At 63.3% G+C, this 14,018-nt stretch carries 13 protein-coding genes; 6 read left to right on the top strand and 7 right to left on the bottom strand.

The window, feature by feature from the left end; all coding sequences use genetic code 11:
* Positions 1–17: 17 nt before the first annotated feature.
* Positions 18–1,427, bottom strand: coding sequence for an amidase (locus tag MUU55_RS17560; protein WP_244762038.1), 1,410 nt, complete (start codon positions 1,425–1,427; stop codon positions 18–20).
* A gap of 97 nt (positions 1,428–1,524) precedes the next feature.
* Between MUU55_RS17560 and MUU55_RS29390 the strand changes: the two genes are divergently transcribed.
* A complete protein-coding gene (locus MUU55_RS29390) occupies positions 1,525–1,698 on the top strand; it encodes a LysR family transcriptional regulator (RefSeq protein WP_367892194.1) in 174 nt (57 codons plus the stop codon).
* Positions 1,699–2,167: 469 nt separating this feature from the next.
* Here the strand turns inward: MUU55_RS29390 and MUU55_RS17555 are convergent, their stop codons facing one another.
* The gene (locus MUU55_RS17555; protein WP_244762037.1) at positions 2,168–4,039 is read right to left on the bottom strand and encodes a calcium-binding protein; all 1,872 of its coding nucleotides are present in this window, start codon (positions 4,037–4,039) and stop codon (positions 2,168–2,170) included.
* A gap of 470 nt (positions 4,040–4,509) precedes the next feature.
* Between MUU55_RS17555 and MUU55_RS17550 the strand changes: the two genes are divergently transcribed.
* Positions 4,510–4,917 carry a DUF3307 domain-containing protein gene (locus MUU55_RS17550; protein ID WP_244762036.1) on the top strand — a complete coding sequence of 136 codons (408 nt, stop codon included), beginning with the start codon at positions 4,510–4,512 and terminating at the stop codon, positions 4,915–4,917.
* Between the two features lie 36 nt (positions 4,918–4,953).
* Here the strand turns inward: MUU55_RS17550 and MUU55_RS17545 are convergent, their stop codons facing one another.
* Positions 4,954–5,826, bottom strand: coding sequence for a hypothetical protein (locus tag MUU55_RS17545; RefSeq protein WP_244762035.1), 873 nt, complete (start codon positions 5,824–5,826; stop codon positions 4,954–4,956).
* 251 nt (positions 5,827–6,077) lie between these two features.
* On the opposite strand from MUU55_RS17545, the gene MUU55_RS17540 reads away from it, so the two are divergent.
* The 4 genes from MUU55_RS17540 (at position 6,078) to MUU55_RS17525 (ending at position 11,002) form a co-directional block, all read left to right on the top strand.
* On the top strand, positions 6,078–7,127 hold the full coding sequence (locus tag MUU55_RS17540) for a helix-turn-helix domain-containing protein (RefSeq protein ID WP_244762034.1): 1,050 nt from the start codon (positions 6,078–6,080) through the stop codon (positions 7,125–7,127).
* A gap of 79 nt (positions 7,128–7,206) precedes the next feature.
* Positions 7,207–8,580: a transaminase gene (locus MUU55_RS17535; RefSeq protein WP_244762033.1), complete on the top strand. Its 1,374-nt coding sequence runs from the start codon at positions 7,207–7,209 to the stop codon at positions 8,578–8,580.
* A complete protein-coding gene (locus tag MUU55_RS17530; RefSeq protein WP_244762032.1) occupies positions 8,577–9,965 on the top strand; it encodes a glutamine synthetase family protein in 1,389 nt (462 codons plus the stop codon). The genes MUU55_RS17535 and MUU55_RS17530 overlap by 4 nt, the downstream gene beginning before the upstream one ends.
* A 2-nt stretch (positions 9,966–9,967) precedes the next feature.
* Positions 9,968–11,002 (top strand): histone deacetylase family protein, encoded by a 1,035-nt coding sequence (locus MUU55_RS17525; protein ID WP_244762031.1) that lies wholly within the window; start codon positions 9,968–9,970, stop codon positions 11,000–11,002.
* A gap of 3 nt (positions 11,003–11,005) precedes the next feature.
* Here the strand turns inward: MUU55_RS17525 and MUU55_RS17520 are convergent, their stop codons facing one another.
* From MUU55_RS17520 to fba, 4 genes are all read right to left on the bottom strand, one after another.
* Complete coding sequence (locus MUU55_RS17520) at positions 11,006–11,296, bottom strand: type II toxin-antitoxin system RelE/ParE family toxin (RefSeq protein WP_244762030.1); 291 nt, start codon at positions 11,294–11,296, stop codon at positions 11,006–11,008.
* Positions 11,297–11,302: 6 nt separating this feature from the next.
* The gene (locus MUU55_RS17515) at positions 11,303–11,539 is read right to left on the bottom strand and encodes a CopG family ribbon-helix-helix protein (protein WP_244762029.1); all 237 of its coding nucleotides are present in this window, start codon (positions 11,537–11,539) and stop codon (positions 11,303–11,305) included.
* A 41-nt stretch (positions 11,540–11,580) separates the two neighbouring features.
* Complete coding sequence (locus MUU55_RS17510; RefSeq protein WP_244762028.1) at positions 11,581–12,729, bottom strand: alpha-hydroxy acid oxidase; 1,149 nt, start codon at positions 12,727–12,729, stop codon at positions 11,581–11,583.
* A 222-nt stretch (positions 12,730–12,951) separates the two neighbouring features.
* Positions 12,952–13,995 (bottom strand): class II fructose-bisphosphate aldolase, encoded by a 1,044-nt coding sequence (fba, locus tag MUU55_RS17505; RefSeq protein ID WP_244762027.1) that lies wholly within the window; start codon positions 13,993–13,995, stop codon positions 12,952–12,954.
* Positions 13,996–14,018 lie beyond the last annotated feature (23 nt).

Raw genomic sequence — 14,018 nt, 5'->3', positions numbered from 1 at the left:
GGAGACGATATCAGGTATCAAGCGCCTCCCAACAGACGGCCGGCCGCTTCGGCGGCATCGAGCACGAAACCGTCCGCCCCGCGCGGGCCTACGATCTGCAGGCCAACCGGCAATCCTTCCGCCAATCCGCAGAAAAGGGTGCAAGCCGGCTGCTGGGACAGGTTTATCGGGTAGCTGAACCCGGCCCACTCGGTCCAGCGCGCCATGCCGGAGCCTTCCGGAACCTCCCGGCCCGCCGCAAAGGGCAGGCAGGCGGTGGTCGGCGAAAGGAGAAGATCATAATCGGCAAGCAGCTGGTCCATCGCAGCGCCGAAGCGCGCGCGGGCCTGCTGGGCGGAGATATAGTCCCCCAGGCTGAATCGGCTCCCCTCCGTCGCGGCCTCGATGAAGCCGGGATCGATGTCTTTGCGCGCCTCCGGGGAAATCTGTGAAAGACGGCTTGCCGCTCCCGTCATCCAGTGCGCGTGGAACATTTCGTGCAGGCTGTCTCCCGGCAGCAGAATTGGCTCGACGATCGCGCCGGCCGCCTCGATCTGCCCGGCGGCATCCGAAATCACCCGCTTGATCGCAGGGTCGAGCGTGCCTGCTGGCGGCACCATCCAGAGGCCGATTTTCCGGCCTTTCCAATCGAACGGCCTGGTGTCGAGCGAAGGCATCGTGCCCCATGGCTGGCTCCAATCGCGAAGGCTCCGGCCACCCATCGCGGACAGCATCGCCCTTGCATCCGCGGGGCTGCGCGTCATGGGCCCGATATGGGCGACCGTTCCGAAGACGCTCGGCGGATCCGCGGGCACGCGACCGAAAGTCGGCTTCAGGCCGAAGGTGCCGGTGAAAGCCGCAGGCACCCGGATCGATCCGCCCCCGTCCGTGCCGAGATGGAGAACACCCGCACCCGTGGCGGAGGCAACTGCGGCGCCGCCCGACGACCCTCCAGGCGTGCGCTCGGGATTCCAAGGATTGCGCGTGATACCGAAGGCCGGGCTGTCGGTCACGGCTTTCCAGCCGAATTCCGGCGTCGTGGTCTGGCCGACGAAGACGGCGCCCGCGGCCCGGAGGCCCGCAACCGACGGCGCGTCCTGAAGCATCGGCGCAGCATCCGTCGCCCGGCTCCCGTAGCGGACTGTCCACCCCTCTACATGCACGATGTCCTTGAGCGTCGTGGGAACGCCGTCGATGGCCGACAGCGCCGCCCCCGCCCGCCAGCGGGCCTCGGCGGCGCGCGCGCCTTCCAGCGCACCGGCGCGATCGATGAAGGTGAAGGCGTTAAAGCGTGGCTGAACATCCTGAGCGCGGGCAAGCGCGGCTTCGGCAACCTCGACCGGAGACAGTGCGCCGGATGCGAAGGCCGCCGTCAGGGCGGCGACATCCAGTCGGCAGAGGTCCGGGGCGTCGGAAATTGGCGGGATGGGCTGACGGCTGCTGTTCAACGGTGTCTCTCCTGAAAACCGGTGAAGGCACCATGGCCGAAAAACTGAATTCCATAAAATGCAAAATATGAAGCTACTTGTTACACAGGATAGTTGAATGAACCTGCCCCCTCGTCAGCTTCGCTCCCTTGTGTTTGTCGCCGAGACAGGAACGATCTCGGCGGCGGCGCGTGCCTGCCGTATCGCCCAATTCTCCGTCCTGGCGGCGATGGCCGAGGCAGAGTGCGAGGAGGCTCGCGGCTCTTCGAGCGAGGGCCCTCCGAGGGCGTAACGCTCACACCCACCGGCGAACGCTTCACGACCTCGGCGCGCCGCCGAGACGGAATTTGAGTGCATCTTGGACACACCCGGGATGCCTCCGGTCCTAAAAATCGGTTGTTTCGAGCTCTTCGGCGCCCTCTTCATACCGAAACTGCCGCACCGTTCGTTGGCGTAAGCAATACAAAAGTCCAGCTCGTCGAAGGAGAGCAACCGCAGCTCCTCACATGGCTGGAATTGAACACACTCGATGCGATCGTCGCTGATGACATCGGCCCCCTCGGACGCCGTGCCCCTCGCCCATGTGCCGGCCCATGCCGTGCTTTACGCCGACGATCCGCTGGCCCGCAAGGCATGTCTCCGCCTCGAGGTAGATTGGCTTTCTGATCGACCAGCACCGGCATCGCCCGCGCTTCGTACGTATTTCCCCGCCGTGATCGCACGGCGGGGACTTTCAATCGATGACGTTACGGTAGCCGGCCTTACAGCAGGAAATCCGAGCCGGAGACGCCAGCGATACCGATCAGATCGATCCGGAAATCGGCCGCGCCGTCGCCGCTGAGATCGCCGTAGACGGTTGTGTTGCCGTTTGCCTTGGTCGTCCACAGGGCGCCGGCGGAGGCGTCCGCCGGTTTGGCGCTGGTGAAACTGAAGGCATTGTTGCCCCCGGCGGTGAGATCGGCGTCGATCGAAGAGAGATCGATCTTGTCCAGCCCGCGCTCGAAATCCTTGATCGTGTCCCAGCCCGTGGTCGCGCTGTCGGAAATCGACTTGAACTTGAACGTATCGGCACCAGTGCCGCCCCAGAGGCTGTCGCCGAGTGCGCCGCCAACCAGCGTATCGTTACCCGCATCGCCGTGCAGGGCGTCGATGTCGGCACCGCCGTCGAGCTTGTCGTTTCCGTCGCCACCCCAGAGTATGTCGATGCCGACGCCACCATTGACGAAGTCGTTGCCTGCGCCGCCATAGACTTCGTCATAGCCGTCGTCGCCGTTGAGGATATCACCGCCGGCACCGCCGTCGATGATATCCTTGCCGGTGCCGCCCCAGATGAAATCGACACCGTCCTGGCCGTAGAGGGAATCGTCGCCGTTTTCGCCGTAGATCAGGTCGTCGCCAACGCCGCCGCCGATACCGTCGTTTCCGTCGCCGCCATGCAGCGTGTCATTGCCGCCGATACCGAAAATCGTGTCATTGCCGGCACGACCGTCGATATAGTTGTTGCCATTGCCGCCGGAGAGACTGTTGTCGTAGCGATTGCCATAGCCGCTTTGGTCTCCTTCGCCGCCAAGCGAGAGGTTTTCGATGTAGTCGCCGATCGTGTAGCTCGCCACCTTGGAGATGATTTTGTCGCTACCGCCGCCACCGCTTTCGATTGCCTTGTCCGCAAGGGTGTCGATCACATAGGTGTCGTTGCCCAGGCCACCCCACATCGTATCCGCGCCGGTGCCGCCATCGATGATGTCATTGCCGTCGCCGCCATCGATCCGGTCGGCGTCGCGCCCGCCGTTGAGGTGGTCGTTGCCGGCGCCGCCATAGAGATTGTCTTTACCGTCATCGCCCAGCAGCGTGTCATTGCCGCTGTCGCCGAACAAGCTGTCATGCCCGTCCTTGCCGCTGATGTAGTCATTGCCGGCGGCGCCACGGAAGGTCTCGCTGCGGCCGGCGCCCGTCATGCGGTTCGCCAGTTCGTTGCCCTTCAGTTCGCCGCCACCGTCAGGCGTTTCGAAATCGGCAAGCGTCATCGTGGTTTCCTTGTAGATGTAGTCGTCTACCTCCAGGTTCTCCACATTGGCGTCGAGCTTATAGTCGATGCCGAGCAGCACGCGTACCGTGTCTGTGCCACCATTGGCGTCCTCGTGGATGCGGGTTTTGAAGTCGCCGCCGATGTCGATATAACGGTCATCACCGGCGCCGCCATAGAGATCCATATCGAGGTTGTCGTCGACATCGCCGATATTGAACGTGTCGTTGCCATTGCCGCCATAGGCCTTGCCATAGCCGGCCAGGATGAACTCGTCGTTGCCATCCTCGCCATAGAGCTTGGCGCTGCTGTCGGTATAGTTGATGATGGTATCGTCCCCGCTGCCACCGTAGACGATGCCCTCTCCGGTCGGGAAAAATTGCGCGATCGTGCCGATGCGGATGGTGTCATTGCCGCTACCGCCGTAGATCATGTCGTAGCCGTCTTCGGATTTGATGATATCGTCGCCGATGCCGCCATAGATGTAGTCGTCGCCGTCGCCGGTGATGATCGTGTCGTTGCCGCCTTCACCTTCGATGTAGTAGTTGTCGTCGTCCGGGGCTTCCCACTTGTTGTCGCCCGATCCCAGTTTGATTTGATACTGTCCCATCTGATGTCCACCTTCTGATTGGTTTCGAAAATCCGCATGTCGGTTGCTACCGACTGGATGGGAGCACTATCCTTCGATTTCATTTCAGTTTGAGATCGTTTTACTTTCGGAAATGTTTCAATTGTTTCAACAGCCCGCCCAGATCGCAAGAATCGAAGAAATCCACTGGGTCCTGTTCGTTTGCGCGCATGCCTGTCGAGGCCGGCAGCGCTTTCGGCAGCCTCGCCATTACGGCTCGCGTACCGTCAGCGCACTCAAGAACAGTCGATGACGGTCGTCATGGTATGGCGCACCGTTACTTCCGCGCTCGATTTGACGGGCGCAGATATCCGATGCCCCATTGTCATACCCGAAGCGGAGGTTCACCCTCGATCGCCGGACAGGGATGAGCGTTTCCGCGTTTCTTCGAATCGCGAAAACATTCTATTCCTTCGTTTCTGCGCAACGCATCGTCGGCAGACGGGAGTGGAATGATCGACATACCGAACCAGATCTCGACCGCATGGTTCGCCGCCGCCTCGGTGGCGTTTCTCGTAAAACACTACCTGGCGGATTTTCTCCTGCAGACGGACTGGATGGCCACGGGCAAGGATCGGTCGGAAGGCTGGCTCCTGCCGCTTGCCGCCCATGCCGGCATGCATGGCGCGATGACCGCGGTTCTCTTTCTGGTCGTCGCCCCGCCTCTGGTCTGGCTGGGGCTTGTCGATATGCTGATCCACGGCGCCATCGACCGCCTGAAGAGCGTTTCGACACGCCGCAAGGCTCTGACGCCGCGCCAGACCGCATTCTGGTGGCTGTTCGGTCTAGACCAGACGCTGCATCACCTAACCCATATCGGTCTTGCGATCATTCTCGCCGCCGCCGGGTCCGTCGTCTAAAGAATTTCTGGTGAACTCTCGCTAACCGGAAATGCTTCAGGACAGCGCCTCGCGCAACAAGAGATCGGCAAGCGCAAACTGATCGGCAAACCAGCGATCCGCCGCATGCCACATCAACGGCGTCAGCCTGATGTCGTGGCCGCCCCGCGCATCCGTCTCGACAAGACCCGCATCACGCGCCGCCTCGACGATACGGCGCACATGGGTGCGTGAGACGCCGGTCTGCATCGCCAGCCGCTGATAACCGGTCGTGACAGTCGAACCATCATTTCCCCGCGCACCTCGCAGAAGCAGCAGCATGACCATGTAGCCGCAGTCATGCGCAAGGAACGGCGCGAGCGGAAGATGCCGGCGGATCAGGCGGCTGATATCAGGCAGATGCGCCAGCGTCGCACGCCGCATGCTCCGGTGCAGCGCCGGCTCCGGCGCGCCCTTCCGCCCTTCCATCGGCGACAGACCGAGCGACGAAAGCCCATCGAGAAGAAGCCCGAGAACCTTCGCGTCGCGCGCCAGGAACGCATTGCTCGGCACCAGCAGGCGCACGCGCCGGTCGGAGGCGTGGGGTTGCTGGGAGAGAAAACCATATTTGCGCAGGTAGGAGACCTGTGCCTCGACGCGGTTGCGGCTGGCGACACCGAGCTCCGTCACCTCCCGCTGCAGGCGGCCGAGCGTCAGCCATGTGGAGGATTGCGCGGTATCCTGGCCGGCATGCAGCGCCAGGACGGCAAGATAACAGAGAAAACGTCCCTCCTCGAGGATCAGCCGGTTGAAAAGGTGGTTTCCCTCATAGAGCGCCAGCTTGCCGTCAATCAACCTGTCGCGTGCCTCCGCGAATCCCGGCGCTGTCAGGAATTGGTACGAGGGCACATGAAACGCCACCGAGGCATCGTCGAACGTCACTTGATCCATGCTGCTTCCCCCATCCGGATCAGCGCCCTGCCCGGCGCCGTGGCCCAAAAGACCCAATATTTTCCATGGGGTTCGAGTGCACGCGAACTGTCAATCGTGGCTGTTCGCGCCTGAACCAATATGAGACGTAGCGACAAAAGAATGATACGCAGTGCCAAACCGTTCAAACGCTAGGCCTTGTGAATTTCCAGGAACCTTCGCTCGTCCCGGGACTTAAAGACATGTACGTTTCCCAACAATCGTGAGTCGCAATGAGTCCTGCCGACAAGCTGCCCTCCAATTCCGTAGCCGCACGGGCCGGCGCAGACGTCCGCCATGCAAGCCACCTTTTTGCCGAAACGCTCGACCCGGTGTTTCGGACCACGCTTCTGACACCGGAACGGCTGGACGGTTTTCGCGCGGACCTTTCCACCTTCTTCCTGGGGCCGGCTCTGTTCTTCGCCGCCGACATGGCAGGTACGACCTATACGTTCTCCCGCGATCTGCGCCGGATCGCCCGCACCGGGCTCGACCTCATCCTTGTGCAGGTGACGCTTGACGGCAGCGATATCCGCACCGTCAACGGCGAGATTATGCGTGTCGAGGCCGGCGATATCTCCATGTTCGATCTGTCGCGCCCCATGCAGGCCGAAACCCAGGGCTGCCGAAATCTCACCCTCGTGCTGCCGCGCCATATGCTCTTCAGCAAAGACGTACAGAATGACGCCCTGCACGGTCTCGTTCTGAAACGTTCGACCAGCACAGCCCGGCTGATCGGCAGCCACCTGCGCACGCTCTTCGACGACATTTGCGATATTACCCCTGCCGAAGCGCCGGCAATCGTGACGGCCACGGCAAATCTCGTCACCAATCTCGTCGGCACGCAGCTCAACGATCGCAGCCAGCGGTCTCCGACCGTGCGTGGAGCCGTCATCATGGAAATCCGGCGATACATCGAACAGCACATGGCCCTTCAGGACCTTGGTCCGGATCATCTCTGCAAGATGTTCGGCCTGTCTCGCGCCTCGCTCTACCGGCTTTTCGAGCCGGTCGGCGGCGTTACCGACTATATCCGGACCAGGCGCCTGCGCGCCGCATTCGACATGTTGGCAAACGATAGCAAACGCACCGTCGGCGAAATCGCCTACGCCTCCGGCTTTCCTGATATTTCGACGTTTTCCCGCGCCTTTCGACACCAGTTCGGCATGAGCCCGAGCGAGGTTCGCGAGACGGGCGACCGCGGTCCCCGTACCCTCAACGCCGCCGAGCGGCAGGCCGCCGCGTCGGTCCACGAGTGGTTGCGCATGATCGGCTCTCTGTAGGCATCTTGCCGTTTGACAGCTGGCATCACATCAAACAATATGTGATCACATTTCTTGAATGCACCAGCTGGAGAACGGGATGGAGAGGGCGAACCTGGAGGCGCGCGCCCGCGCGCTCATCGAGGCGGAAGCGGAAGTGTTTCGCGCAAAGCGGCCGCGCTGTGCGGCAGCGCATGACGAGGCGACCTCCGGTTTCTTCGACGGCGTGCCGCAGCACTGGATGCTCGACTGGCCGACACCCTTCCCGCTCGTCGTCGATCAGGCGAGCGGCGTCGAACTCGTCGATCTCGATGGCAACCGCATCGTCGATGTCTGCCTCGGCGATACCGGCGCCATGTTCGGCCATGGGCCGGCGCCCGTGCTTGAGGCGCTGAAGAATGCCGGCACGCGCGGCCTGACCACCATGCTGCCCTCCTCGGATGCGCAGATCGTCGGCCACCTGCTGGTCGAGCGCTTCGGCCTACCGCGCTGGCAGCTGGGAGCGACGGCCAGCGATGCCAACCGTTTCGCCATTCGCGTCGCCCGCGCCGTCACCGGCCGTGCCAAGCTTCTGGTCTTCGACGGCTGCTACCATGGCGCCGTGGATGACACGCTGGTCGATCTCGTCGACGGCAGGACCATTTCGCGCCGCAACCTGCTCGGCCAGGTGCGCGATCTCGGCGAACTCACCGTCTCCATTCCCTTCAATGACGAAGCCGCTCTGGAAAAGGCGCTTGCCACGCACGATATCGCCTGCGTGCTCGCCGAACCGGTCATGACCAATTGCGGCATGATCCCGCCCGCCTCCGGCTTCCACGATGCGCTGCGCCGCCTGACCCGCGCCGCCGGCACGCTGCTGCTGATCGACGAGACGCACACCATTTCCACCGGTCTTGGCGGCTATTCGATGGTGCATGGGCTGGAGCCCGATCTCGTCGTCATGGGCAAGCCGATCGGCGGCGGGGTTCCCGTCAGCGTCTGGGGCATGACCCAGGCGATTTCCGACAGGCTGCATGTCATCCGCCGCGAGCAGAGCGGTCACGGCCATTCCGGCATTGGAACGACGCTCTCCGGCAGCGCGCTTCAGCTCGCCTGCCTGCGCGCCTGCCTCGAACACGTCATGACCGAGGACGCCTATGCCAAGATGCAGGCCAACGCCGATCGCATCGAGACGGGTTTCAGGGCCGCGATTGCGGCTGCCGGTCTCGACTGGACGGTTTCGCGCGTCGGCGCGCGGCTGGAGGTCGTCTTCTCGCCCGTCCCGGTCACGAACGCCGCCGAGGCCCGCGCCGCCGCCTCCGATGTCATCGAAGCCGCGCTGCACCTCTCCATGCTGAACCTCGGCTATCTCCTGACGCCGTTCCACAACATGGTACTTGTCAGCCCCGCCCTTTCGCATGAACAGGCCGACGGTCTCGTCGCCGCCTTCGCGACCGTCATCGGCCGCCTCGCGGAACGGAGGGCCGCAGCGTGAGCCGTGACCTCGCCACCCGCCCGCCACAGGCCGCGGATATTGCCGAAGCGGAAGCCTTCCTTGCAGCACATCCGGAGATTACATCCTTCGATCTCGTGCTGATCGACCTCAACGGCATCGCGCGCGGAAAGATCATCCGCCGGCATGAACTGCTGCCGATCTTCCGTTCCGGCCGCCACCTGCCCGGCTCCATTCTCGGTCTCGACGTGACCGGCGAGGATGTCGAGGAAACCGGCCTCGTCTGGGCGGACGGCGATGCCGACCGCCGCGCCTGGCCGATACCGGGCTCGCTGGTTCCCCTGCCCTGGACGTCGCCTTCGCGCGGCGAAGTCCGCCTCGCGCTCTACGAACTCGACGGCACGCCGATGGCGGCCGATCCGCGCCATGCGCTGGCACGCCAGGTGCAGCTGCTGGAGGCCGATGGTTTCCACCCGGTGCTCGCCTATGAGCTGGAGTTCTACCTGCTCGACCGCGAACGCACCGCCGACGGCAATTTCCAGCCGCTCCGCCTGCCGCTGTCGGGCGAACGGCCGGATGGTATCCAGGTCTATGGCGTCACCGAACTCGACCGGCTGGAACCCTTCATAGACGCAGTCTATCGCGGCGCGGAAGCACAGGGCCTGCCCGTCGAGACGATGATCTCGGAATATGCCCAGGGCCAGTTCGAACTGACCTTGCGCCATGGCAGCGCGTTGCGGGCTGCCGATGACATCGCCATGTTGAAGCGGCTTATCCGGGCGCTCGCCGTGCGTCACGGCATGATGGCATGCTTCATGGCCAAACCCTTTGCCGGCCGCGCCGGCTCGGGCATGCATGTCCATGCCAGCCTTGCTGACAGCGCAGGCAACAACCTCTTCGCAGACCAGGGCGAGGCACTGTCGCCGCTCCTGAAACAGGCCATCGCGGGCCTGCTTGAAACCATGCACGAGTCCATGCTGGTCTTCGCCCCGCATTTCAATTCCTGGCGCCGCTTCTCCGCGCAGAGTTATGCACCGACTACGCCGACCTGGGGTACCAACAACCGCAGCGTCGCCGTGCGCGTCCCCGCCGGCTCGCCCGCCGGCCGCCATCTCGAGCAGCGCGCCGCCGGTATCGATTCCAATCCCTATCTGGTCGGTGCAACCGTGCTGGCCGGCATGCGTAAGGGGCTTATCGCCAAGGCTGACCCCGGCCCGGAAACCACCGCCTATGCCGAGGCCTCGGGCGACGAGCTGCCGCCGGATTGGCGCGGTGCCATTGAGACGGCAACCCGCTCCACCTTCCTCAAGGAAGCACTCGGCGAACGCCTTCATCACGTCTACCTCGCCCTCAAACGCGCCGAATACCGCCGCTTCGCCAGCGAAGTGACCGCGCTGGAACGCGCGCTCTACGGCGAGATCGTCTGACCATGAAAACCTTCTACACCGCCGACCATCATCTGCATCACAGCGGCATGGAGCTCTCCTTCGGCCGCATCGTCGAAACCTTCGAAAAGCCGGTGCGCGCCGAAATCGTGCTGAAGCGCGTGCAGGATGTCGGCCTCGGCCCGGTGCTGGAGCCGGCTTCCTACGACCGCGCCGCCATCGAGCGCATCCACACGCCCGACTATCTCGACTTCCTGGAAAACGTCTTTGCCGAATGGCGGGCGGCAGGACGTGACGGCGAGGTCTGGCCCTATAGCTGGCGCCACCGCTCCATGCCGATGATCGACGCCCCGCCATCCGGCCTCGACGCACGCCTGTCCTACTATTCCTTTGACATGGCGGGCTCGATCACAGAGACGACATGGCGGGCCGCCAAACGGGCCGCCGATACGGCCCTCGCCGGCGCCGACGCCGTGCTCTCCGGCGAACGCGCGGCGTTCTCGCTCTGCCGCCCGCCAGGCCATCATGCCGGCCGCGATTTCTTCGGCGGCTATTGCTATCTCAACAATGCCGCCATCGCCGCCCAGCGCTTCCTCGACAACGGCCACGCCCGGGTCGCGATCTTCGATGTCGACTACCACCACGGCAACGGCACGCAGGAAATCTTTTACGATCGCGACGACGTGCTGCTGGCGAGCCTGCACGGCGACCCGGATTTCGAATTCCCCTTCCATCTCGGCTATGCCCGCGAACGTGGCGCCGGCAAGGGCGAAGGCTACAACCTCAACTACCCGCTGCCGGCAGGCACGCCCTGGAGCGAATGGCAGGCCGCCTTCGAGGACGCCCACGAAAAGATCCGTGTTTACGCCCCGACCGCCCTCGTCATCTCGCTCGGTGTCGACACGTTCAAGGACGATCCGATCTCGCAGTTCAAGCTGGACAGCGAGCATTTCACAACCATCGGCCGCCGTATCGCCGATTTCGGCCTGCCGACGCTCTTCGTCATGGAAGGCGGTTACGCCGTCGATGCCCTCGGCATCAACGCGGTGAACGTACTGCAGGGATACGAGGGCGCCTGACGGTCAGAACGCGTCCGGCCACTCGCGCGCACCATGCTGCATGAAGAGCACTTCGACGCGCGTTTCGAGGACACGATAGGCAACAACATAGGGCGTACCCGGCACAACGAGTTCCCGGGTTCCCTCGATCTCTCCGGTACGGCCGATAAAGGGATTACCGGACAGTAGGCGTTCCGTGCGCCCATGAATATTCGCGACGACTTTGCCGGCAGCAGCGGGATTGCGTTCAGCAATATAGTCGCCGATCGCCTGCAATTCGCGGAGATAGCGGCGGGTCCAGACGACCGGTGTCATCTGCAATCAGCGCGATGCGTATCTGTTGAGGACGGCGGCGATCTCTTCCTCACTGGCGAAGTCGCCTCGATCCGCATCCGCAAGCCCGGCTTCGACACCCTCGATCCATTTTTCCTGCCAGGCGAGCGATCGGCCATGCGTGAGCGCGTCCTCAATGATCTGGCCGCGCGTCAGGGACGACCGCGCGGCAAGGGCATCGATGCGGCGGTCGAGGTCAGCGGATATGTCGTTGTGCTTGTCCATGCCGCATTCTCGCATGAACCGCCCGACCTAGCCAGCCCGCCTCAAACGTCCTTCAGCAGGTTGTTGCGCGACAGGTTCTTCACGTCGCGCTCGCCGCAGAGCGCCATGGTGATGTCGAGCTCCTTGCGGATGATCTCGAGCGTGCGGCGCACGCCGGCTTTGCCGCCGGCACCGAGGCCATAGAGGAAGGGGCGGCCGATGTAGGTGCCCTTGGCACCGTAGCACAGCGCCTTCAACACGTCCTGGCCAGAGCGGATGCCACCGTCGAGATGGACTTCCATCTGGTCGCCGACGGCATCGACGATGCGCGGCAACATGCTGATCGAGGAGGCGGCACCATCAAGCTGGCGGCCTCCGTGGTTGGAGACGATGATCGCGTCCGCGCCGCTGCCGAGCGACATGCGCGCGTCTTCCTCATCAAGGATGCCCTTGAGGATCAGCTTGCCGCCCCAGCGCTCGCGGATCCATTCGATATCCTTCCAGGACAGCTGCGGATCGAACTGTTCCGAGGTCCAGGAGGAGAGCGAGGCAAGGTCGCCGACACCCTTGGCATGGCCGACGATGTTGCCGAAGGTCCGGCGCTTGGTGCCGAGCATGTCGAGGCACCAGAAGGGCCGCGTCGCCATTTGCCAGAGATGTTTCGGCGTGAAGCGCGGCGGGGCGGAGAGGCCGTTGCGCAGGTCCTTGTGGCGCTGGCCGAGGATCTGCAGGTCGAGCGTCAGCACCAGCGCGGAGCAACCGGCGGCCTTCGCCCGGTCGATGAGGTTGAGCACGAAATCCCGATCCTGCATCACATAGAGCTGGAACCAGAAGGGTTTTGACGTGACGGAGCGCACATCCTCGATCGAGCAGATGCTCATCGTCGAGAGCGTGAACGGCACGCCGAATTCTTCGGCCGCCTGCGCGGCCAGCATTTCGCCGTCGGCATGCTGCATGCCCGTAAAGCCGGTCGGCGCAATGGCGACGGGCATCGAAACCTTCTCGCCAATCATCTCGCTGGCGAGCGACCGATTGGTCATGTCGACGAGCACGCGCTGGCGCAGCTTGACCTTGTGGAAGTCCTCTTCATTGGCGCGATAGGTGCCTTCGGTCCAGGCGCCCGAATCCGCGTATTCGAAGAACATTTTCGGCACACGACGACGTGCCTGTTCTTTAAGGTCGGCGATCGTCAGGGCCTGTTCTACGCTCATCTCGTCCTCACAAGTCGCGGCGCTGCCACGACATTCCGTCCATCGGGGATGTGAAATCTTTAAGAGCAGGATGGGGAGGCGGCAAGGGTTCGCACGCACAATCCGTCGTGAATGATCTATTTATCAATAAAATATTTTGCCGATATGCATCAACAAGTGCTCTAAAACGCAAACGCCCTCCCGGCAGGGCCGGAAGGGCGCGGAACGATACTGCGATCGCACTTACTTGGTGGCGTAAAACTTCGCCATGTCGGGCAGGCGCTTGGTGCGGATGCTGGAGGCCTTGCCGGCGGTGCGGAAGGCTTCGAAACGCTCGCGGCAAACGTCCTGCATGCGGGCGGTGGCCGGCTTCAGGTAGGTCCGCGGGTCGAAATTGTCAGGCTTTTCCTTGAAATTCTTGCGGATCGTGCCTGTCATGGCGAGGCGCAGGTCGGTATCGATATTGACCTTGCGCACGCCGAGCGGGATTGCCTTCTGAATTTCTGCGACCGGAACGCCCCAGGTCTGCTTCATCTCGCCGCCATAGGCCGTGAAGAGATCCTGCAGGTCCTGCGGAACCGACGAAGAACCGTGCATGACAAGGTGCGTGTTCGGCAGCTTCTTGTTGATCTTGGCGATCGTCTCGATCGACAGGATGTCGCCGTCCGGCGCGCGGGTGAACTTGTAGGCGCCGTGGCTGGTGCCGATGGCGACGGCGAGTGCGTCGACGCCGGTCTTGGAGACGAAATCGAGCGCCTGGTCGGGATCGGTCAGGAGTTCTTCACGCGTCAGCTTGCCTTCGAAGCCGTGGCCGTCTTCCTTTTCGCCGGCGCCCGTTTCCAGGTTGCCGAGACAGCCAAGCTCACCTTCGACCGACACGCCGGCCGCATGCGCGATCTTCACGACCTCGGCTGTGACATCGACATTGTATTCGTAGCTGGCGATCGACTTTCCGTCGGCGAGCAGCGAGCCGTCCATCATGACGGAGGTGAAGCCGTTGGTGATGGCCGAGATGCAGGTCGAGGGCTGGTCACCGTGGTCGAGATGGAGGCAGACCGGGATGTGCGGGTATTCTTCGGCCGCACCGAGGATGAGGTGACGCAGGAACGCATCGCCCGCATAGGAGCGCGCACCGCGGCTGGCCTGCAGGATCACCGGGGAGTCCGTCGCATCCGCTGCGCGCATCACCGCCTGGACATATTCCAGGTTGTTGACGTTGAAGGCCGGCAGTGCGTAGTCGTTCTCCGCTGCGTGGTCGAGCAATTGCCGCATGGTGATCAATGCCATTCCTGTCCTCCTTTAGGATGCTG

The sequence above is a fragment of the Shinella curvata genome, assembly GCF_022899935.1.
In the GTDB taxonomy this organism is placed as follows: domain Bacteria; phylum Pseudomonadota; class Alphaproteobacteria; order Rhizobiales; family Rhizobiaceae; genus Shinella; species Shinella curvata.
Note: the sequence above shows the minus strand (reverse complement) of the source record. Positions and strands in the feature narration are given on the sequence as shown.